General features: G+C 45.6%; 21 protein-coding genes. 8 read left to right on the plus strand and 13 right to left on the minus strand.

Translation table 11 applies throughout. The features are described 5' to 3' along the window. Positions 1-48: 48 nt before the first annotated feature. From OH461_RS06125 to OH461_RS06150, 6 genes are all read right to left on the minus strand, one after another. A complete protein-coding gene (locus tag OH461_RS06125; protein WP_270019706.1) occupies positions 49-915 on the minus strand; it encodes an alpha/beta fold hydrolase in 867 nt (288 codons plus the stop codon). Next, on the minus strand, positions 915-1,469 hold the full coding sequence (locus OH461_RS06130) for a Slp family lipoprotein (protein ID WP_270019707.1): 555 nt from the start codon (positions 1,467-1,469) through the stop codon (positions 915-917). Before OH461_RS06130 ends, OH461_RS06125 begins: the two co-directional genes overlap by 1 nt. Positions 1,470-1,528: 59 nt before the next feature. Beyond that, positions 1,529-1,831: a chromosome partitioning protein ParA gene (locus OH461_RS06135; protein ID WP_270019708.1), complete on the minus strand. Its 303-nt coding sequence runs from the start codon at positions 1,829-1,831 to the stop codon at positions 1,529-1,531. A 45-nt stretch (positions 1,832-1,876) separates the two neighbouring features. Continuing rightward, positions 1,877-2,578 carry a tRNA (adenosine(37)-N6)-threonylcarbamoyltransferase complex dimerization subunit type 1 TsaB gene (gene tsaB, locus OH461_RS06140; RefSeq protein WP_270019709.1) on the minus strand — a complete coding sequence of 234 codons (702 nt, stop codon included), beginning with the start codon at positions 2,576-2,578 and terminating at the stop codon, positions 1,877-1,879. Positions 2,579-2,586: 8 nt separating this feature from the next. Further along, positions 2,587-4,512, minus strand: a complete 1,926-nt coding sequence (locus OH461_RS06145; protein ID WP_270019710.1) for an ATP-dependent DNA helicase — start codon at positions 4,510-4,512, stop codon at positions 2,587-2,589. 114 nt (positions 4,513-4,626) lie between these two features. Continuing rightward, positions 4,627-5,049 (minus strand): organic hydroperoxide resistance protein, encoded by a 423-nt coding sequence (locus OH461_RS06150; RefSeq protein WP_270019711.1) that lies wholly within the window; start codon positions 5,047-5,049, stop codon positions 4,627-4,629. A 131-nt stretch (positions 5,050-5,180) separates the two neighbouring features. Here OH461_RS06150 and OH461_RS06155 point away from each other — a divergent pair, with 131 nt between their 5' ends. Then, entirely contained in the window at positions 5,181-5,639 is a 459-nt protein-coding gene (locus OH461_RS06155; RefSeq protein ID WP_270019712.1) for a MarR family winged helix-turn-helix transcriptional regulator, read from the plus strand. 87 nt (positions 5,640-5,726) lie between these two features. After that, a complete protein-coding gene (locus OH461_RS06160; RefSeq protein WP_270019713.1) occupies positions 5,727-5,975 on the plus strand; it encodes a DUF3297 family protein in 249 nt (82 codons plus the stop codon). Between the two features lie 78 nt (positions 5,976-6,053). Here OH461_RS06160 and OH461_RS06165 read toward each other — a convergent pair whose 3' ends face one another. Further along, positions 6,054-6,746 carry an aspartate/glutamate racemase family protein gene (locus OH461_RS06165; protein ID WP_270019714.1) on the minus strand — a complete coding sequence of 231 codons (693 nt, stop codon included), beginning with the start codon at positions 6,744-6,746 and terminating at the stop codon, positions 6,054-6,056. A gap of 130 nt (positions 6,747-6,876) precedes the next feature. Beyond that, positions 6,877-7,077 (minus strand): hypothetical protein, encoded by a 201-nt coding sequence (locus OH461_RS06170; RefSeq protein WP_270019715.1) that lies wholly within the window; start codon positions 7,075-7,077, stop codon positions 6,877-6,879. 232 nt (positions 7,078-7,309) lie between these two features. Here OH461_RS06170 and purU point away from each other — a divergent pair, with 232 nt between their 5' ends. After that, complete coding sequence (purU, locus tag OH461_RS06175; protein ID WP_270019716.1) at positions 7,310-8,143, plus strand: formyltetrahydrofolate deformylase; 834 nt, start codon at positions 7,310-7,312, stop codon at positions 8,141-8,143. 69 nt (positions 8,144-8,212) lie between these two features. On the opposite strand, the gene OH461_RS06180 is transcribed toward purU, so the two are convergent. Continuing rightward, positions 8,213-10,216: an NADPH-dependent 2,4-dienoyl-CoA reductase gene (locus tag OH461_RS06180; RefSeq protein ID WP_270019717.1), complete on the minus strand. Its 2,004-nt coding sequence runs from the start codon at positions 10,214-10,216 to the stop codon at positions 8,213-8,215. A gap of 243 nt (positions 10,217-10,459) precedes the next feature. On the opposite strand from OH461_RS06180, the gene sppA reads away from it, so the two are divergent. Both sppA and ansA read left to right on the plus strand, forming a co-directional pair. Continuing rightward, on the plus strand, positions 10,460-12,310 hold the full coding sequence (sppA, locus tag OH461_RS06185; RefSeq protein ID WP_270019718.1) for a signal peptide peptidase SppA: 1,851 nt from the start codon (positions 10,460-10,462) through the stop codon (positions 12,308-12,310). Between the two features lie 146 nt (positions 12,311-12,456). Continuing rightward, on the plus strand, positions 12,457-13,473 hold the full coding sequence (gene ansA, locus OH461_RS06190) for an asparaginase (protein WP_270019719.1): 1,017 nt from the start codon (positions 12,457-12,459) through the stop codon (positions 13,471-13,473). 71 nt (positions 13,474-13,544) lie between these two features. Here ansA and OH461_RS06195 read toward each other — a convergent pair whose 3' ends face one another. Both OH461_RS06195 and OH461_RS06200 read right to left on the minus strand, forming a co-directional pair. Beyond that, a complete protein-coding gene (locus OH461_RS06195; protein WP_270019720.1) occupies positions 13,545-14,423 on the minus strand; it encodes a DMT family transporter in 879 nt (292 codons plus the stop codon). Positions 14,424-14,674: 251 nt separating this feature from the next. Continuing rightward, complete coding sequence (locus tag OH461_RS06200) at positions 14,675-15,343, minus strand: NADPH-dependent F420 reductase (protein WP_270019721.1); 669 nt, start codon at positions 15,341-15,343, stop codon at positions 14,675-14,677. Positions 15,344-15,519: 176 nt separating this feature from the next. On the opposite strand from OH461_RS06200, the gene OH461_RS06205 reads away from it, so the two are divergent. Next, the gene (locus tag OH461_RS06205; RefSeq protein ID WP_270019723.1) at positions 15,520-16,407 is read left to right on the plus strand and encodes a LysR family transcriptional regulator; all 888 of its coding nucleotides are present in this window, start codon (positions 15,520-15,522) and stop codon (positions 16,405-16,407) included. Positions 16,408-16,559: 152 nt separating this feature from the next. After that, on the plus strand, positions 16,560-17,105 hold the full coding sequence (locus tag OH461_RS06210; RefSeq protein WP_270019724.1) for a hypothetical protein: 546 nt from the start codon (positions 16,560-16,562) through the stop codon (positions 17,103-17,105). A 92-nt stretch (positions 17,106-17,197) separates the two neighbouring features. Here OH461_RS06210 and OH461_RS06215 read toward each other — a convergent pair whose 3' ends face one another. After that, positions 17,198-17,845: a glutathione S-transferase family protein gene (locus OH461_RS06215; RefSeq protein WP_270019725.1), complete on the minus strand. Its 648-nt coding sequence runs from the start codon at positions 17,843-17,845 to the stop codon at positions 17,198-17,200. Positions 17,846-17,956: 111 nt separating this feature from the next. Here OH461_RS06215 and OH461_RS06220 point away from each other — a divergent pair, with 111 nt between their 5' ends. Further along, on the plus strand, positions 17,957-18,808 hold the full coding sequence (locus OH461_RS06220) for a LysR family transcriptional regulator (RefSeq protein WP_270019726.1): 852 nt from the start codon (positions 17,957-17,959) through the stop codon (positions 18,806-18,808). 40 nt (positions 18,809-18,848) lie between these two features. Here OH461_RS06220 and serS read toward each other — a convergent pair whose 3' ends face one another. After that, positions 18,849-20,156 (minus strand): serine--tRNA ligase, encoded by a 1,308-nt coding sequence (serS, locus tag OH461_RS06225; protein ID WP_260259396.1) that lies wholly within the window; start codon positions 20,154-20,156, stop codon positions 18,849-18,851. Between the last annotated feature and the right edge of the window lie 8 nt (positions 20,157-20,164).

Raw genomic sequence — 20,164 nt, forward strand, 5'->3', positions numbered from 1 at the left:
TTTAATTATGCTATTACAACACAGGCTAAGAGCTTGAGCACGAAACACTCAAACACTTGTTTCAATTTTGTTAAGCAAGCCAAAAATCCGTTCCGCGACGGCCTTTGGCTGTTGTAAGTGACAGTGGTGACCACCAGCAATGATGTGAACTTCAACATCGCTTTGGGGCGTCGGTTTCGCTTGCTTTAATGCGGCAAAACCCTGCTCACCCAATAGGATCAATTGTGGGCAGACGATTTGCTGCCGAAACTGCTTAGCACTTTCAAAAGGCATGCGATACAAAGAATCAGCTTGTAGCTTCTTGTCATGTCGCCATTGCCAACCCTGTTCCCCCCTAATCAGGCCGCGTTTAACCACAGGCGCGATGAGTTCTGGCTCAAGTTGGTTTATCGCCGAGCGTCTTGCAACGGCTTCTTCAAGCGTTGCCATCACCCTTTCTGGCTTGCGTCGAATACGCTGACGGCTTTTAACACCATCACACAATCTTTCCACGCAATTAAGTGATGTTTCGGCTAAAGGGCCATCCCCTTCAATCTGCACTAATCCTGCCACTTGCTCAGGAAAGGCGGCACTATAGCAACTTGCAATCAAAGCACCAAGCGAATGTCCTACTAGCACCAACTTGTTTGGCGATAAAGTAGCCAACAGCTGATAAACATCGTCGATATAGTCATGAAATGGGTAGAAATAGCCATCACCTTTATGCTCAGAAAGGCCATGTCCCGGTAAATCGATTGCGCAAAGATGAAGGTGAGGATGGTACTGATACAGTTCTACGAATATCGTTTCAAAGCTGGCAGCGTTGTCTAGCCAACCATGCAAAAAAACGACCGAAATATCGGCCGTTTTAGGGTGTCCTATTTCCAATGCTGCGAGAGATAACTGCCCGCAAGCATATTGGGTTGATTTGATCATCACTTCACTTCTTGGACAACTTTTCCTGAACGCGTACCGTAGTGAATATCACGACAATACAAGCTACGACATGGATACAAGTAACTGCCTGTATCATGCACTACTACACGCTCTTCAATACGCCATAGATGATAGTTGCTAACGTCCATAACGGGGAAATCATAATCAAACTCTCCCACTTTATTCTTCTCTGTGCCATCTGCTTTGCCCAATAGAGTGATCAAACGACCTTCACTGAGAGTTACTGGATCAGCAAAACCTTCGATATAACCAACGAAACGACCTTTCGGCTCTTCGCTAATATCGGGTTTACCCGATGCACGGATTGGTAAATTAACCACTTCAATACGAGTGCGATTTTCAAGGTTTGTTACGTTGGCGATGACACCGCCAACACGTACTTCACTTTCACTACCCGAGCTTTTCAGCCAAGTGTCGTAATCCGTTACTACATCAGGATTATCGGATTTAAGATCTTCGGGTAGAGATGAACAAGCAAAAAGGAAAAAAGAGGAAGCGAAAACTGCAGCAAATTTTGCAATATGTATATTCATAATGGCAATCTCGAATTAGCGAAATATAAGGCAGCACCATGGTGCTAAAAATGGAATCTTTATATATAAATATCGACCCCTAACATATTAATTAGTTCCTCTCTTTTGGCTTGATTCATGACTCGCATATACTCTTCCATTGCTTTACGGCTGCGGCCTTCAGGAAGATCATATTGAATCTGCGCCTTATGAATATCGGACTCATTAACATGGCGAATAGTATGAGCAACCGCGTTGGCCACTTTCGAAGGTTGGCCAACCGGTGACTTATCCTGAGATTTCTTTACCTGATTCTTCTTGTTGGTCTTATTGGCTCTATTTGGGCCGGGGACCGAAGGAGGTAAACCGTTAACTGAAACCATACTATTCGCTTATTAACTCATTGCCTTAACGAAAACACATTCGCCTTATTCGCGGCCTGGCAGTTTTTTCCACGCCACCGTGTCACGTAAGTAAACAGGGCTGGCATCTTCTGCACTCACAGTTTGATCTTTTTGCCATGCAAACTTAGCCACTTGCACAATATCTTGCGCGTCAGGGAACTGCACATCGCCCGCTGTACGAGTGATAGCAAGACCAGCCAATTCATCTTGGTAAGCCGCCCAACCCGTACCCGCTGTAGTCCATGTTTGCTCGTCAGCTGTTGCTTGTTCAACCAAGTTAGCAGGCGCAATAACACATTCCGCATCAACCGCTGCCCATTCACCATTATCTTGACGAGAGTAACGTCCCCAATACACTTCACTCATACGTGCATCAATAGCACAAGCTACGTTGGTGACGCCATGAACTCGATAAGAGCCTTGAGCCATTGCTTCTAGCGTCGATACGCCAATCATAGGAAGCTCAGCACCAAAGGCAAGGCCTTGTGCAATACCAATACCGATACGCACACCAGTAAAGCTACCCGGACCACGGCCAAAAGCTAATGCATCAAGCTCTGCTAGCGTAAGACCCGCTTCCTTTAGCACTTCGTCTACCATAGGCAGAATTTTCTTAGTGTGGTCACGCGGGGCAACTTCACTACGTACGTACACTTTGTCGTCAACCAATAGGGCAACAGAGCAATTTTCTGTTGCAGTATCTAAAGCAAGGATCTTTACGCTCATCAAAATCTCTAATTTGTATCTGTTTGTATCTGTTGAAGGAAGTGGTCAACTTTCGCCAAATCTCGCGTGCGCGGAATTGGCGGTAAACTAGCAAGAAAAACACCGCCGTAATCACGAGTCACCAATCGGTTATCACAAATGATCAACGCACCTTTGTCTTTCTTATCGCGAATCAATCGCCCCACTCCCTGCTTAAGGGTAATCACCGCGTCGGGTAACTGCACTTGAGCAAATGGGTCACCGCCTTTCAATCGACAATCTTCAATTCGCGCTTTTAGCAGCGGATCGTCTGGGGCAGTAAACGGTAATTTATCGATAATAACACAGCTCAGGGTGTCACCTCTAACATCAATGCCTTCCCAAAAGGCACCGGTAGCCACCAGCAGCGCATTACCCAGTTCCATAAACTCGGCCAGCGTTTTCTGTTTACTGGTTTCACCCTGCATGAGTACCGGAACGGTCAAAACCTCTCTAAAGCGTTCTCCAAGATCGCGCATCATGCTGTGCGATGTACATAAAAAGAAGCATCGCCCTTGGTTTTTCTCTATCACAGGAGCCAACATACGCACCAGCTTATCGGCTAAGCCTGCACTATTGGGCTCAGGCAAATAGCGAGGCACACACAAACGCGCTTGGCTTTGATAGTCAAACGGGCTAGGTAATGACATTTGCTGCTGAGGCTTTAAACCTAAACGCGCCGTGAAATGGCCGAAGTCGTCATTTACCGCCAACGTCGCCGAGGTAAATACCCACGCGCCTTGCTTTAACTCAATCTGCTCTTGAAACTTATCGGCCACCGATAAAGGCGTGATATGTAAGCTGAAATGACGCGGGGACGTATCAAACCAATATGAGTAGCCAGTGATGGAAACATCACATACCCGCTCTATGCGGCCTTTGATTAAGTTCGCTCGCTCAAATGCTGTATCTAGCAACTGACTTCGCCCGAGGGCAATTTTGAGCACTTCAATAGCAAAATCGAGTGCTTCGATTAAGCGCTCCATCTCCCTTGCAATCGAGGGAGATTGCAACGCTTCACGCCAGTTACCACGAAATCCGGGTTCACCTAATGTGATGCGTAAATCCATCGCACATTGAACCAACTTCTCGGCCACTTTTTGTAGCTGGCGCATATCTTTTGCTTCGGTGCGATAACCAATTTCAATGTCTTTCGCCAGCTCTTGAACTTGGCGGCTAGATACTGACTGGCCAAAATATTGGCTAGCAATATCTGGTAACTGGTGGGCTTCATCAAAGATAAATACATCAGCTTCAGGGATCAGTTCGCCAAAGCCCGTTTCTTTGATCGCTAAATCGGCTAAAAACAAGTGATGGTTCACCACCACCACGTCAGCATCAAGCGCTTTCTTACGTGCTTTCAATACGAAGCAATCAGTGTAACTTGGGCAATCTTTGCCTAAACAGTTGTCATTGGTTGAAGTGATGGTGGGAATAACTGGACTATCCTCTGCGATGGCATCGCAATCACCAAGGTCACCCGTTTTGGTTTCCGATGACCAACTACGCACTTTTATCAACTGGCTTAACAACGTTGGATCAGCATGATGACCATGACTTTCAATCATTTGGCGACTGAGTCTATCCAGACAAAGGTAGTTTGCGCGCCCTTTCAGTAACGCAACTTGGCCATAAAAGCCCAGTGCGCTGACCATCAAGGGGAGATCTCGGTGGAAAAGTTGTTCTTGGAGGTTTTTAGAACCCGTACTAATGATGGTTTTCTTCCCACTCAGCAAAGCGGGCACTAGGTAGGCAAAAGTTTTACCTGTTCCTGTTCCTGCCTCTATCACCAGCTGGCCTTGAGATTTGATCGCTTTACGAACAGCCTCGGCCATATCAAGCTGAGCTTGTCGTGGCTGAAAGCCCGGAATCGCTTTGCCTAAAGCGCCATCTTGAGAAAAGGTTTTAGAGATCATGCAACTGCTGCGGGTAACCAAAAACCAAAGTATACCTGATCGATTTTTAAATAAGTATCCAAACCCTTCGGCCGACAATAGCCTCAGCCGAAAGGCATTTACGCAAGTTTGGCGTTAAATCGCCTCACCGTTTACCGTTACTGCGACATCAATATTGCCACGCACAGCATTTGAATATGGGCACACTTGGTGAGCCACTCGAGTAAGTTCTAATGCTTGCGATTGCGGCAACTCAAGCTCAACCTGTAGAGACACCGTTAAAGCAAAGCCACCTGCTTCATTCGGGCCGATGCCTACCTGTGCCGTTACAGGCGCTTGCTTCAAAGCCACTTTTGCTTCGCGAGCAACGTGCAGCAATGCATTTGAGAAACACGCCGAATATCCCGCAGCAAATAGCTGTTCAGGGTTGGTTGCAACACCACTTCCACCCATCTCTTTTGGATAAGACAGCTCTAGGTCTAACAGACCATCGTCGGTTTTTACTTGACCATTACGACCAGCCAATGCAGTTGCTTGTGTTTTGTAGAGTGTAGACATACGTGATTCCTTATTGGTGTTCTGATTCTTTTTAAATTAAATTGCGCGCAACTTAATTGCCCTCTATCTTATGTCGAGACTAATATAAAATGCAACTATATTGTGCACAATTTATTTTTAGGAATCAGATCATGAGCCAATGTGAATTCACTCAATCATTAACCGATGACGAGAAACTTCTTCTTGATAATCAAGTCTGTTTCCCACTTTACAGCGCTGCGAATGCCGTGATTCGCGCTTATCGACCTCTGCTGGATGAGCTCGAGCTTACTTACTCTCAATATTTGGTAATGATGGTTTTATGGGAAAGCGATGGAGCGAGTGTTAAAGCGATAGGGTCTCGGTTGCACCTTGATTCGGGCACGCTAACTCCGTTACTCAAACGCTTAGAAAGCAAAGGTTATGTGACTCGTGGTCGAAGTGAAGAGGACGAGCGAGTGCGTGTGCTTAACTTAACTGAGCAAGGATTAGCGCTGCATAAACAAGCCAAAACAATCCCCAACGCAATGAAATGCAAAATTGATTTAAGTTTAGATGAATTGCTTACTTTAAAAGCGTTATGTGAAAAAGTGCTCAACAAACTGAATTAAACTGATGGTTCACACGGCAAATTGGTTGAGCCAATTGATGTCAGCCCCTAAAATGAGCGCCTTATTCCCTATATTCAGGATACAAACATGAGCGATAACAACGCAAAACCAGAATTGCCAGATCACCTAGCTGGTAACCCACGCAGCCCACACTATGTTGCGGAGTGTTTTGAACACCACATTGGTATTCGTCTAAACGGCAAAGAGCGTACTGATGTAGAAGAATACTGCATCAGCGAAGGTTGGGTAAAAATCGCTTCACCAAAAGCAAAAGACCGTTACGGCAACCCAATGCTAATCAAGCTTAAAGGCGAAGTGGAAGCGTTCTACAAGTAATCGCACATCCCTATTATTAAGCGCATAGAACCTTAAGGTTTTATGCGCTTTTTTTATTCACTGCGAATCTAAAATCTATCAAGAGATAGCCAATTGAACCGCCTGCTCCGCATGTATCGCGGTAGTATCATACAAAGGGACTTGGGTATGCTGCTGGTCAATCAATAATGCAATTTCAGTACAACCAAGAATCACCGCTTGAGCGCCCTGCCCAGCTAAATGCTCTACGATCTCGACGTATTTTTGTCTCGATTCAGCACGAATCTCACCTAAGCAAAGCTCGTTGTAAATAATCTCGTGCACCGTTGTGATGTCATCGCTATTAGGAACTAACACATCAATACCAAAATTCTCGATCAGTCGGCTCTTATAAAAATCTTGTTCCATGGTGAAACGCGTACCCAATAGACCAACTTTGCTTACGCCATCTAATTGCAACTTTTGCGCTGTCGCGTCTGCGATGTGCAAAATTGGAATGTCGATATTGGCTTCAATCTCACTGGCTACTTTATGCATAGTGTTAGTGCAAATCATCAAAAAATCTGCACCGCCCGCTTCAACTGATTTCGCCGCATCCGATAGTATGACTGCGGTTTCATCCCATTTTCCTTGATGTTGGAGCTTTTCAATTTCTTCAAAATTCACACTATAAAGGCAGATTTTTGCTGAGTGCAAACCGCCTAGCTCGCGCTTCACCCCTTGGTTAATCGCTTTATAGTAGCTTGCGGTTGATTCCCAACTCATGCCACCTAGCATGCCGATTGTTTTCATTTGTGTTTCCCTTGCTAACCATTGAAGCGATACTTCACACTATCAACCGTCAGTTGTAATCTCAATACACCTTTAGACAAATAAAAACGCGGCTCAAATGAGCCGCGTCGGAATCTGGTTGAATTGACGTTTAACGTCGTTGAAGATAGCGCGATAACCACGCTGGGCCAGCAAAGTCATTATGGCTATCAATGATTGCTTTCGCCGCATCACTTGGTGAAGCCTTGTTGTCCCACATTTCGGTTAGGATAGCTTCGTCTATTTCACATTCGCCTAGTAATGCACTTACTCGCTCAGAATATAATTTACGTGCTAATAGCTCTTTATCCATACATACCACCTTAAGACGCTCAAATGAGAAAAGAATCTTCAACCGTGCAACGAAAATAATCGTAAAAGAGTATCTTCGTCGAGATAACCTACTCCTATTTAAGTAGATTTTCTGTTGAATTCAACTTGATATTAGTTTAATTGTTAGGGAAGTTTTGCGGGTTAGCTCACCCTTCAGGGGCCCTGAAAAAATTCACCATACGAAAAAAATAATTCACGGAAGTACGTACGAAATGGAAAAGAAAACACTGCTTACACACTGTAGCGACGCGCCTGGACTCATCTCCAAGATCACGAATATCTGTTACAAGCACCAGCTGAATATTATTCATAACAATGAATTTGTTGATAACTCGAGTGGCCACTTTTTTATGCGCACCGAACTGGAGGGGTACTTTAATGATCAAACCCTTCTTGCAGATCTCGATCAGGCGCTTCCAAGCGGAGCAAAACGCAAACTTGTCGACTCTAGCCGCAAACGCGTTGTCATTTTGGTCACCAAAGAAGCGCACTGCTTAGGTGATATTTTAATGAAGACCTACGACGGCAGTTTAGATATTGAAATTGCCGCCGTTGTCGGCAACTACGATATTCTTCAAGGTCTGACAGAAAAATTCGATATTCCTTACCACCATGTCAGCCATGAAGGTTTGTCTCGTGAAGAACATGAGCAAGCAATGCTAAAAGTAATCGATGAATACCAAGCCGATTATCTAGTATTGGCTAAATACATGCGTGTATTAACACCGGGGTTTGTGGAAAAGTACCATCACAAGATCCTCAATATCCATCACAGCTTCTTACCTGCATTCATTGGTGCTAAGCCTTATCAACAAGCGTATGACCGCGGAGTGAAAATCATCGGTGCGACCGCGCACTTTGTCACCAACGACCTTGATGAAGGCCCAATCATCAAGCAAGACGTGATTCCTGTGGATCATAACTTCAGTGCGAAAGACATGGCACAAGCAGGCCGCGATGTAGAGAAAAACGTGCTCAGTAAAGCGCTTAACAAAGTCGTTAATGACCACGTATTTGTGTACGGCAATAAAACCGTGATCTTGTAAGTCGCATAGATTAAAAACGCCCTCTCACAATGAGAGGGCGTTTTATTTGTTAAACAGTTAACTCAACCGTTAAAGCTTAATACCAAGCTCTACACCTTGTTTAATGGCTCGAACTGCATCCAACTCACCTGCATAGTCTGCACCACCTATCACATGTAATTTGTCGCCAAAATCAGGCCATTGGTTTTCAAACGGCCTAACCGATTCTTGTCCGGCACAAATGATCACTTTATCGGCATCAAGCAGTTGTGGCTGATCATTAATGGAAATGTGTAAGCCTTGCTCATCAATCTTTTCATAACTCACACCACCGAGAAGATTCACACCTCGCTTCTCAAGAGTACGTTTATGAATCCAGCCCGTCGTTTTACCGGGTCCTTTACCAACACGTCCTTTACGGCGCTGTAATACCCACACGGTTTTGTCGCTCATGGAATCTGGGTATGGGTACAAGCCACCGGGATGAGACATCTCTTTATCGATCCCCCATTCATGTAGCCAATCATCTAGCTGATGACTCTCAGGTTCTGTCAGCATAGATGCAACATCGACACCAATCCCCCCCGCACCAACAATCGCAACCTTTTCACCGACATACGTTTTGTCACGGATCAGAGTTTGGTAATCGATCACTTTCTCTGGATTATCGATACCCTCAATGCTCACTTTACGCGGAGTAACCCCCGAAGCCATCACCACTTCATCGTATTCACTTAGCAAGTCTGCATTAGCTTCAGTATCGAGATGCAGTTTTACGCCCGTTTCATCTAGCTGATTGGCAAAATATCGAATGGTTTCTCGAAACTCTTCTTTACCGGGAATTTGCATCGCCAATCTAAATTGTCCGCCAATGCGATCGCTGCGCTCAAACAGATCAACATGATGTCCCCGCTGCGCTAATGTGGTCGCACAAGCGAGCCCTGCGGGCCCCGCTCCCACAACTGCGATATTTTTCGGCATATCGGTATGAACCGGAATCAACTCGGTCTCACGGCATGCATATGGATTGACTAAACAACTGGCACGTTTGCCTTTAAACACATTATCGAGACACGCTTGATTACAGCCAATACAAGTATTAATCAGTGCCGCTTGTTGCTTCTCAGCTTTAGCCACAAAGTACGGGTCGGCTAGAAATGGCCTCGCCATAGAGATCATATCGGCTTGGCCCTCGGCGATAATACGTTCACCTTCTTCTGGGGTGTTAATTCGATTACAAGTAACGATAGGCACCGAAACATGAGGCTTCACTTTTTCAGTGACCCAAGCAAACGCGCTTCGCGGCACTTGAGTGGCGATGGTAGGAATGCGCGCCTCATGCCAACCAATACCCGTGTTTATAATGGTGACACCTGCCTTTTCAAGCTCTTGTGCTAGCATAACCACTTCATCAAACGTGCTGCCTTGCTCTACAAGATCTAACATTGATAGGCGGAAAATAATGATGAAACGCTCACCTACTTTGCCGCGAATTGCTTTCACTATCTCAAGCGGGAAACGAATCCGATTTTGATAGTCACCACCCCATTCATCATATCGGTTATTGGTGCGCTGGCAGATAAACTGATTAATCAAATACCCTTCAGACCCCATCACCTCAACCCCATCATAGCCAGCTTGCTGTGCCAAATCGGCACTGTTGGCAAATGCTTGGATGGTGTTGTTGATTTGACGGGTACTCATTTCACTCGGAGCAAATCGAGCGATGGGCGCTTTGATGGCGGAGGCGCTTTGCGCGAAAGGATGCATAGCATAGCGACCAGCATGCAAAAGTTGTAACGCAATTTTGCCGCCGTGTTGATGAACCGCGTCGGTCACCACTTTATGGGCCTTGGCATGTTTCACCTTACTAAACTCGGCGCTAAAAGGGTGTAATCGGCCGCGAAAGTTAGGCGAGAAACCGCCAGTAACAATCAAACCAACGCCACCTTTAGCTCGTTCTGCATAGAACGCAGCTAAGCGGTCTAAACCTTTTTTATCTTCCTCTAGTCCGGTATGCATCGATCCCATTAAAACGCGGTTACGCAATTGGGTGAAACCAAGATCCAGTGGTTTAAGCAAATTAGAGTACATGGCAGACATCACTTAATTATTATCTTTCTGGTCTGACCAGACTAAGACCTAATTACACAAAAATCAAACAATCGTTTACATTTTTGAAACATCACGCATTCTATAACGTAGAAAGTTGGTTGAAATGGTCGTTCCTTGACTAGATTTATAAATGAATCCTTTCAACGTCTAGCTAGAAACCAATAGATTCAGTAGGATATAAGGTTCATCGTCAGAACCTGTGGATCCCACAGCGGAGAAAAAATGAAAAAAGTATTCAAGTTTATCGGCTTGTTTTTCAAAGGGATTTGGAAACTCATCACCTTTATCCGAGTCGCCATTGTTAATTTACTGTTTTTGGCAGTGATTGCTTCCATGTACTTCTTGTACAGCACATCAGAAACACCAGAACCTCAGGTTCAGCAGTCTTCTGCACTGATCCTCAATATCTCTGGCCCTATAGTTGAGCAATCTAGCTACACCAATCCTATGGATTCATTTACTGGATCTTTGTTTGGTCAAGACCTGCCAAAAGAAAACGTATTGTTTGACATTGTGAATACCATTCGCAAAGCGAAAGATGACTCCAACATTACCGGGATCGTTCTGGCACTAAGAGATATGCCAGAGACCAACCTGACTAAATTACGTTACATCGCTAAAGCACTGAACGAGTTTAAGGCGTCAGGCAAACCCGTTTATGCTGTCAGTGATTTTTATAACCAAAGCCAATACTACCTAGCGAGCTACGCAGATAAGATTTACATGGCACCTGATGGTGCGGTCATGATCAAAGGCTACAGCGCTTACTCAATGTACTACAAAACCTTGCTAGAGAAGCTCGATGTAAACACACACGTATTCCGCGTTGGTACTTATAAATCAGCTATTGAGCCTTTTGTGCGTGACGATATGTCTGATGCAGCAAAAGAGTCTGCGACTCGCTGGTTAAGCCAACTTTGGGGCGCGTATGTTGATGATGTGGCAACGAACCGCGAAATCACGCCTCAATCACTGAACCCAACCATGGATGAGTTCCTATCGCTAATGAAAGAGTCTGGCGGTGACTTAGCTGCGCTGTCACTCAAAGCAGGGTTAGTAGACCAATTAGCGACACGCCAAGAAGTTCGTAAAGAGCTGATTGAAGCCTTCGGCAGCGATGGCGGTGACAGCTACCCTTACATCGATTACTACGAATACTCAGCAACCATGACGCCGGACTTTGACATCAACAGTGATGACATCGCTATTGTTGTCGCAAGCGGTGCGATTATGGATGGCGTACAACCTCGCGGTACGGTTGGCGGTGACACCGTCGCATCCCTACTACGTCAAGCACGCAATGACGACAAAGTGAAAGCGGTGGTTCTACGTGTAGATAGCCCAGGAGGCAGTGCATTTGCTTCAGAAGTTATCCGCAATGAAATTCAGGCGCTGAAAGAAGCTGGCAAACCTGTGGTTGTGTCTATGTCTAGCCTCGCGGCATCGGGTGGCTACTGGATCTCAATGAGTGCCGACCAAATCATCGCTCAGCCAACGACATTGACTGGCTCTATCGGTATTTTCAGTGTGATCACTACCTTTGAAAAAGGTCTCAACAATATCGGCGTTTACACCGACGGCGTGGGCACATCGCCATTCTCAGGTATCGGAGTGACCACAGGTCTTACTGATGATGCTGCTGACGCTTTCCAAATGGGTATTGAGCATGGCTACCAACGCTTTATTAATCTTGTGAGCACCAACCGTGATATTGCCATCGATACTATGCCAAACATCGCTGAAGGCCGCGTATGGACGGGCCAAGATGCGTTAGATCATGGCCTCGTGGACAAGATGGGTGATTTTGATGATGCAGTTGCCCTTGCTGCAAAACTGGCAGAGCTTGAAAGCTACAACATTTATTGGGTTGAAGAGCCGCTTTCACCAGCAGAGCAGTTCTTCCAAGACTTCATGAACCAAGTAAAAGTAAACCTTGGTTTTGATGTGAGTTCGATGCTGCCTGAAGCCCTTCAACCAGCGGCGACGCAGTTGGTTCAAGACGCAAGTTTACTGAACAGTTTTAACGATCCAAAAGGTCATTACGCCTTCTGTTTAAACTGCCAAGTTCAGTAACCGTATACTATTTGAGCGTTTAAACCTATATGCGCTCTAGGCCACAATTAGAGGGGTATGTCTGTGCGACATGCCCCTTTTTATTGGTGAAGAATTGTTTATAATCGCCCGCTCTGTTCCCCCTACAATTAAACTGGTTTCGAGCAATGGCAAGAAAACACATCTATATCGCCTACACGGGCGGTACCATTGGTATGCAGAAGTCACATGATCACGGTTACGTGCCTGTTGCGGGCTTTATGGAAAAGCAACTTGCAAGCATGCCAGAGTTTCAACGTCCGGAGATGCCGGAGTTCACCATTCATGAGTACGATCCTCTGATCGACTCTTCTGACATGACCCCTGCTGACTGGCAGCAAATCGCAGACGACATCCGAGATAATTACGATAAATATGATGGCTTTGTGATTTTGCATGGTACAGACACCATGGCTTACACCGCTTCAGCACTGTCGTTTATGCTGGAAAACTTGGGTAAACCTGTCATTGTGACCGGCTCACAAATTCCACTGGCGGAATTGCGCTCTGATGGCCAAGCAAACCTGCTAAACGCTTTACACATCGCAGCCAACTACCCAATCAACGAAGTGACTCTGTTCTTCAACAACAAATTGATGCGCGGTAACCGCAGCACTAAATCACACGCTGATGGCTTCAATGCGTTTACTTCACCTAACCTACCTCCTCTACTTGAGGCGGGTATCAACATCCAAATCAGCAATGATATTCAGGTGAATGAGCAACCAGAGGGTGAGTTCAAAGTCCACGATATTACTCCGCAGCCAATTGGCGTGATCACCATGTACCCGGGTATTTCACACGAAGTGATTCGCAACACCTTGTTGCAACCTGTCAACGCGATGATTCTACTGACCTTTGGTGTGGGTAACGCACCACAAAACCCTGAGCTGTTAGCTCACCTTAAAGAAGCGTCAGAACGTGGTGTATTGGTCGTAAACTTAACTCAATGCCTTGCTGGTAAAGTGAATATGGGCGGCTACGCGACAGGTTGTGCATTAGCAGAATCTGGCGTGATCAGTGGTTATGATATGACGCCAGAAGCAGCACTCGCTAAACTGCATTTCTTACTAAGCCAAGGCTTAACTTACGAACAAGTAAAAGTGAAGATGCAGCAAGTTCTGCGCGGTGAAATGTCTATCTAACGCGATTCACAATGATTGATAAAGCCGACAGTGATGTCGGCTTGTTTGTTTTGATCTTTAATAGCGACCAACTAGCTACAACGAAATAAACTCGCTAGCTTACCGTCAGTGCGATAGAGAATCAGCGCAAACAAAATCAGTGAACAACCTAGCATCTTATTCAACGACATCTGCTCCCCGTACCAAGCGATACTCAGAAATACCGTCCAAATCGGCTCCAAGATCATAATCAACGCCGCATTGCCCGGCACTATCTGTTTTTGCGCGGTAGTTTGCATTACATAGCGCAGTGCCGTCGCCAAAATCGTACTCGCCGCAAACCATCCCCAAATTGACGGTTCAATCGACACAGGCACCGATTCAAACAGCGAACTCGCTACCAAACCAATCACACCGGTAACAAACAACTGGATACAGGTCAGCAATAAGATCGGCAATGTCTTGGAGTATTTGCTGTTTACATTGAAGTGCAGCGCCAAAATGACAGCATTGAACAAAAACCACAGCTGACTGCTCGAACTTTGCCAACCATCTTTAAGTGAAAGAAACGCCAAGCCACAAATAGCCACGGGTAGCGATACCCAGAAAATACGTTTCGGCCGCTGGCCAAATAACACCCAAGCAACAAACGGCACCATCAGCATCGAAAGGCTAAGAATAAATGCCCCTTCACCCAAAGTATCACTGATGGAAATAGCATGTATCCAGCTCATCAATGCAGTGGCTAATAAGCAACCTACCAAAGCCGCGGAGCGAATATCTCGCCAGCTGGCGAGTCGTAGTGAACCTAAACAAAAGGGTAATAAGCATAGAGAGGCGAATAAAAACCTGAGCCCTACAAAGCCAAACGGAGGCAAGCCTTGGATGGTTTCTTTGGAAAAAATCCAGCCTAGCGCAGACAAGACGGTCGCGCATACCAATATGGCGGCTGCTTTTTGTTCAGATTTCACTATCGGCGGCTCGTTCGTTCACAAATGGGAGAGAATTATCGTGAATCTCATTAATGACTCACTCGATAAATCATGCCAGTTCAAGTCTGCAAACGCGATATATGTCGTAACTTTTTTATTACATAATGAGAATTGTGTAACAAATGTATAGAGGGGTGACGTGTCCCTTTGGGAGCCGGTAAACAAAGATATCCATCATCAAAAAAGCCAGCAAAGGCTGGCTTTTACGGTGTTACGTTAGCGATTAAGCATCACACCACACCCGCCCAAGCACTGAGTGGTAACTCTTCATCTCGCTTAGCTTTTGCTAGCGCTTGTTGCATCTCGGCTACATTAAATGGGAAGCAATAGGCAGGCTTACTGCGCTCATAACGCCAACTGTCAGCAAGGCTACCACCATCAATCGGGTCATAACCTAACTCATCCACCAAAGCCATAATCTGCTGTTTCGCTTGTTGGTCGTCACTCGCTACTGGTAGTGCTCGACGGCTCATATTCCCTTTCGGTAACGCGTCACGATTAATATGGGCAGCAATAATATTACTAAACACTTTCACTACCGTTGATTGAGTTAAGTGGTTCGCTAAAAGTTCACTGGTTGTCGCGTCAAAGTTATCTAATGCTGCGATTGCGCCATCACGCTCTGGGTAATAGTTATTTGCATCGAGTACAACTTTTCCTGCAAGAGCTTCTACTGGTAACTGTTCAATGTTTGAGAATGGAATCGCAACAACAACTGTCTCAGCAAAATCGCAAGCATCCTGAACGGTACCTAATTGTGCTTGGGGTAGACTCCCCATCAAGCTAAATAACGTCTTTGGCTCACGTGAGTTAGCAATGAGCACTTGGTGACCATGACTAATCAATAACTCCGCAATCGCTTTACCCACAAACCCTGCGCCGATTATACCTATCTTCATGTTTTACATCCTTTTTCATTCCATTTAGCGAAGAGGGCTTTATGCAACAACTTCCCCCTTCAACTCACTTGCGCTAATGTTATTACCACTTATTTACTTGTTAAATGGGTAAATAATTTAAACAATAACAACTAAAGGTTGTGAATCTAGCCGGTAAAAAAGTAGAAGTGGTGAACATGGATAAACTCAGCGCAATGTCGACCTTCATCCAAACCGTTGAAGGGGGCTCTTTCACTACCGCAGGTAAAAAGCTCGGGATCTCACAACAAATGGTGGCGAAGCAAGTGGCGAATCTAGAGCAAGCCCTCGGTGCTACCTTGTTGCAAAGAACCACACGCAGCCACCAGCTCACCGCGTTTGGGCACGCTTATTACCAACGCTGTAAACAAATACTGCAAGACATAAAGGCGGCCGAGCAGCTGAGTGATTCTCTAATAAACACGCCATCAGGAACATTAAAAATCAGTGCGCCAAGAACTTTTGGCGCTTTTAGCCTTACCGCATTTCTGGCTGACTTTCTCAACCGCTATCCCGAAATTGCTGTCGAGGTACATTTATCTGATGAATATGTGGATATTCAACAAAGCGATTTCGATGCGGTATTTCGAGTAGGAAAACTTGAAGACTCTAACTTAGTTGCCCGCAAACTCATGGACTACAAGCTACTTTGCTGCGCATCTCCCAATTACTTAAAACGTCATGGCACACCTTCAACCCCTGAAGAACTCGAGCATCACCAATGCCTAGGCTACCTATTTGAAGGGGCGATGAATTACAACCGCTGGCACTTTTACCAGCATGGCAGCGCTATCAAGATAGACATAGCATCGCGTCTTAAAGTCAACGAAAGCAGAGCATTACTCTCAGCGATGGTGAACAGCTTTGGGATAGGTATGGTGCCTGAGCTTATGGTGAGTAAAGAACTCCACTCAGGCGAGCTTGTTGAGGTGCTCCCTGATTATCAAACTCCAGCGCGCAGCTTTCACCTTGTCTATCGCCAAGACCGCTACCAAACCGCGACCATGCAAGCATTTATTGAAGCAGTGATCGACCGTTATCGATAGATACAAACAAATCGAAAAATAAATTTCGCGTTTTTTTCCAATTTTCGTACCTAGGTTCATTTTACACTCACGGGCAAACTTACTCCTATAGAGACGAGCAGCGCATCCCCCTATAGCGCTAGGCAGAACAGAGTAACCGTGAGGATAGCAAAATGGATTTGAACAAAGTAACAGACCAAGTAAAACAAAAAGTCGACATCGAAAAAATCAAAGCAAATGCTGAACAAGCGAAAAGCCAAATTGAGCAGTCCGGAATTGCGGACAATCCAAAAGCCCAAATTGGCATTATTGCTGGCGGTGCAGTGCTGTTGTTAGGCGTAGGTTGGATGCTATTTGGTGGCTCAAGCAGTAGCAGCGACATGTTGGCGCAAAGCTTCCCTACAGATGCGTCCGCTCAAGAACAATGCGAATTCGTTGGCGATTACAATTACGCGCTGTATGCCGCTTCAATTGATGGAACGAGCGCAGATGATATACGCGACCAAATGAAAAATGACATCAAAGACCCATCGGATATGGAAGACTCAGCCGAAAAATACTTCTATACCAAAAAGTTGAATGCATTTGATAATGTCGACCGCTTAGTGAAAAGTGCTAACTCCGCAGAAGTCGCCAATGCGTCTGAAAGTGAGATTCAAAGACAGCTTGAGAAAAAGCGTAGCCGCGAAGTGAAACGCTGCTTGCGTGCGGCAAAATAACCGATTAGCGCCAAAGTCTCCTCAGCAGTACCCTTCACTGGCGCAAAGCTCCCTCAGCACTTGTCATTAGCAGTTAGGGAGCTTTATTTGCTCTAAATCTCAACGCCCGCTTCATCTTCTTCGACGATATCTTTCTCTTCACTGGCTTCAGTTAGCCAACGCTGAATTGCGGCGCTGCTCAACACCTTTTGCGCATATTGCTCAGCAAGAGGCGATAGCTCGATGCCATACGTTTGAAATCTCAATACTACAGGCGCGTACATCGCATCTGCAATCGACCATTGGCCAAATAGCCATCCATCTGGGAATGTCTGCATCTGTTGTGACCAAATTTGGTCAATTCGTGCTATCTCTTGCTTCGCTCCAGCACTAATGTCTACTTTTCGCTTAGCTCGGCAGTTCATTGGCATTTCATTACGCAAATTGAAAAAGCCTGAGTGCATCTCCGCAGATATTGCTCGTGCTAATGCGCGCTGCCCCGCATCACTTGGCCATGCTTGACCATCAAGATATTGCTCATTCACATATTCCAAAATGGCTAGCGAATCCCATACTGCGATTTGCTCATCAACCAAAGTGGGGACTTTTGCGGTTGGTGTCACCTCTTCAAGTGTGGTGTAAAACTCTGGCGTAAAAAGCTTTAACTTGATGAACTCGACATCCAAATTGTATTGGGTAAATATCAGCCAAGCTCGCAATGACCACGTCGAATAGTTTTGATTGGCAATAAACAGTTGCATATCTTTTCCCTTGTCTCTTAACATCTGTTGACAGAGTAAAGAATTGTTTAATGACCAACTAACGGATAGTTTTGATGGCATATATTAATAAAAACGATGGGTTGCGCCGATATGGATATTGAATCACTCAAAAGCTTTCTCGCATTTGTGGAAACTGGCAGCTTTACCCGTGCGGCAAAGCAAATTAACCGCACTCAATCCGCCTTTAGCGCTCAGATGCGTAAACTAGAGCAAGAGTTAAACGTCAACCTCTTTGAAAAAGAAGGTCGTAATCTTGTACTCAGTGAAGCTGGCCTCGCACTGCGCAGCCATGCAGAAAAGCTGGTTGGGATTCACAGTGAAGCTATTCATCAAGTAAAACGATATCAAGATAAGCACCCGTTTCGACTAGGATGCCCTGAAGATTACAACGATAAAATTCTGCCTACGGTTATCCATGCTATCCAACAAGCTAGACCTACCTGTTCAATTCAAGTGTTCAGTGAACCCAGCGTGACGCTAAGAGAATGGTTAGATGAGGGCAAGTTAGACGCAGCAATTGTTACCAGAGCGCCAGATAGCGAAGAAGGCTATTGGCTCGCTAGCGATCAGGGCGTTTGGGTTACCAGTAAAAAGCACGCCATCGACCACCAGCAGAAAACCCTGCCTATCGCTTTGTATCAAACCGATTGTAAGTATCACGCTGCCGCCATTGATGGCTTAACTAAGCGTGGGACGGAATATCAACTGCTGGCCTGCTGTAATACCTCTTCAGCGCTCAGAGCTATCATAAAACAAGGTTTGGCCGTAGGGGCAATGGGAGCAATCAGTACCTGTGAGGATTTAGAACTAATCCATGATATGCCGCCACTCCCTGCGGTGGATATTGTTCTGCTGACAGGCGCGAATGGGCATCCATTGCTGGATAAAAGCTGCATTGAACAACTCACGCAAAATTTAAACACAAAAAAACCGACTCAGTGAGTCGGCTTTGTTTAATTTGCTTAGCTTATCTCGCTTGAGATTAACCGATGTGCGTTGCACCGCCCATGTAAGACTGTAGTGCAGTCGGGATCGCGATACGGCCATCTGCTTCTTGGTTGTTCTCAAGAATAGCAACCATTGTACGACCCACAGCTAGACCAGAACCGTTTAGCGTGTGCACTAGCTCGGGCTTCTTCTCGCCTTTACGACGGAAACGAGCTTGCATACGACGAGCTTGGAAATCCCACATGTTTGAACAAGAAGAAATCTCACGGTAAGTCTCTTGTGCTGGAACCCAAACTTCTAGGTCGTAAGTTTTACGAGCGCCAAAGCCCATGTCACCCGTACATAGAACCACTTTACGGTAAGGAAGTTCTAGAAGTTGTAGAACTTTCTCAGCGTGACCCGTTAGCTCTTCTAGTGCCGCCATTGAATCTTCTGGCTTAGTGATTTGTACCAGTTCCACTTTGTCGAACTGGTGCATACGAATCAGACCACGAGTATCACGACCGTAAGAACCTGCTTCTGAACGGAAACATGGCGTGTGAGCCGTCATCTTAAGTGGTAGATCAGCTTCTTCAGAGATAGTGTCACGAACCATGTTCGTTACTGGTACTTCCGCCGTTGGGATAAGTGACAGTTTACGAGGTTCTTCGTCGTTTACTTTCTCTTCTAGTGGTTCAGTATGGAACAAGTCTTTACCGAACTTAGGTAGCTGACCAGTACCGTATAGGCTGTCTGCGTTCACTAGGTATGGCACGTACATTTCTGTGTAGCCATGCTGTTCAGTGTGAAGATCAAGCATGAACTGAGCAATTGCGCGGTGTAGACGAGCGAATTGACCTTTCATTACGATGAAACGTGCACCTGAAATCTTAGTTGCGCTAGCGAAATCTAGGCCATCGCCCATTTCACCTAGATCAACGTGATCTTTCAGTTCGAAATCGTAAGTTTTAGGCTCACCCCAACGAGAGATTTCTACGTTGTCGTCTTCATCTTTGCCATCTGGCACAGAATCATCTGGTAAGTTAGGAACTGACAGCGTGATGTCTTCGAGTTTTACTTGAATCTCTGCTAGTTCAGCTTTTTTCGCATCAAGATCGCTACCTAGAGTACCGATTTGCTTCTTGATTTCTTCTGCGCCTTCTTTGTCACCAGCCGCCATCTTTTGGCCGATTTGCTTGGAGATGGAGTTACGCGTGGATTGTAAATTTTCAACTTCAACTTGAATGGACTTGCGTTGTTCTTCAAGTGTACGGATTGTCTCTACGTCTAGCTTAAAGCCACGACGCGCCAGTTTAGCAGCTGTTTCATCCAGCTCTGTACGAAGTAATTTAGAATCCAGCATTGTTAATC

Origin of the sequence: Vibrio sp. LaRot3 (genome assembly GCF_027587025.1) — a bacterium.
Lineage (GTDB): Bacteria > Pseudomonadota > Gammaproteobacteria > Enterobacterales > Vibrionaceae > Vibrio.

Coding starts and splice junctions, on each gene's coding strand:
- OH461_RS06125 (WP_270019706.1), bottom strand. CDS start 915: ATGATCAAATCAACCCAATATGCTTGCGGGCAGTTATCTCTCGCAGCA.
- OH461_RS06130 (WP_270019707.1), bottom strand. CDS start 1,469: ATGAATATACATATTGCAAAATTTGCTGCAGTTTTCGCTTCCTCTTTT.
- OH461_RS06135 (WP_270019708.1), bottom strand. CDS start 1,831: ATGGTTTCAGTTAACGGTTTACCTCCTTCGGTCCCCGGCCCAAATAGA.
- tsaB (WP_270019709.1), bottom strand. CDS start 2,578: ATGAGCGTAAAGATCCTTGCTTTAGATACTGCAACAGAAAATTGCTCT.
- OH461_RS06145 (WP_270019710.1), bottom strand. CDS start 4,512: ATGATCTCTAAAACCTTTTCTCAAGATGGCGCTTTAGGCAAAGCGATT.
- OH461_RS06150 (WP_270019711.1), bottom strand. CDS start 5,049: ATGTCTACACTCTACAAAACACAAGCAACTGCATTGGCTGGTCGTAAT.
- OH461_RS06155 (WP_270019712.1), top strand. CDS start 5,181: ATGAGCCAATGTGAATTCACTCAATCATTAACCGATGACGAGAAACTT.
- OH461_RS06160 (WP_270019713.1), top strand. CDS start 5,727: ATGAGCGATAACAACGCAAAACCAGAATTGCCAGATCACCTAGCTGGT.
- OH461_RS06165 (WP_270019714.1), bottom strand. CDS start 6,746: ATGAAAACAATCGGCATGCTAGGTGGCATGAGTTGGGAATCAACCGCA.
- OH461_RS06170 (WP_270019715.1), bottom strand. CDS start 7,077: ATGGATAAAGAGCTATTAGCACGTAAATTATATTCTGAGCGAGTAAGT.
- purU (WP_270019716.1), top strand. CDS start 7,310: ATGGAAAAGAAAACACTGCTTACACACTGTAGCGACGCGCCTGGACTC.
- OH461_RS06180 (WP_270019717.1), bottom strand. CDS start 10,216: ATGTACTCTAATTTGCTTAAACCACTGGATCTTGGTTTCACCCAATTG.
- sppA (WP_270019718.1), top strand. CDS start 10,460: ATGAAAAAAGTATTCAAGTTTATCGGCTTGTTTTTCAAAGGGATTTGG.
- ansA (WP_270019719.1), top strand. CDS start 12,457: ATGGCAAGAAAACACATCTATATCGCCTACACGGGCGGTACCATTGGT.
- OH461_RS06200 (WP_270019721.1), bottom strand. CDS start 15,343: ATGAAGATAGGTATAATCGGCGCAGGGTTTGTGGGTAAAGCGATTGCG.
- OH461_RS06205 (WP_270019723.1), top strand. CDS start 15,520: ATGGATAAACTCAGCGCAATGTCGACCTTCATCCAAACCGTTGAAGGG.
- OH461_RS06210 (WP_270019724.1), top strand. CDS start 16,560: ATGGATTTGAACAAAGTAACAGACCAAGTAAAACAAAAAGTCGACATC.
- OH461_RS06215 (WP_270019725.1), bottom strand. CDS start 17,845: ATGCAACTGTTTATTGCCAATCAAAACTATTCGACGTGGTCATTGCGA.
- OH461_RS06220 (WP_270019726.1), top strand. CDS start 17,957: ATGGATATTGAATCACTCAAAAGCTTTCTCGCATTTGTGGAAACTGGC.
- serS (WP_260259396.1), bottom strand. CDS start 20,156: ATGCTGGATTCTAAATTACTTCGTACAGAGCTGGATGAAACAGCTGCT.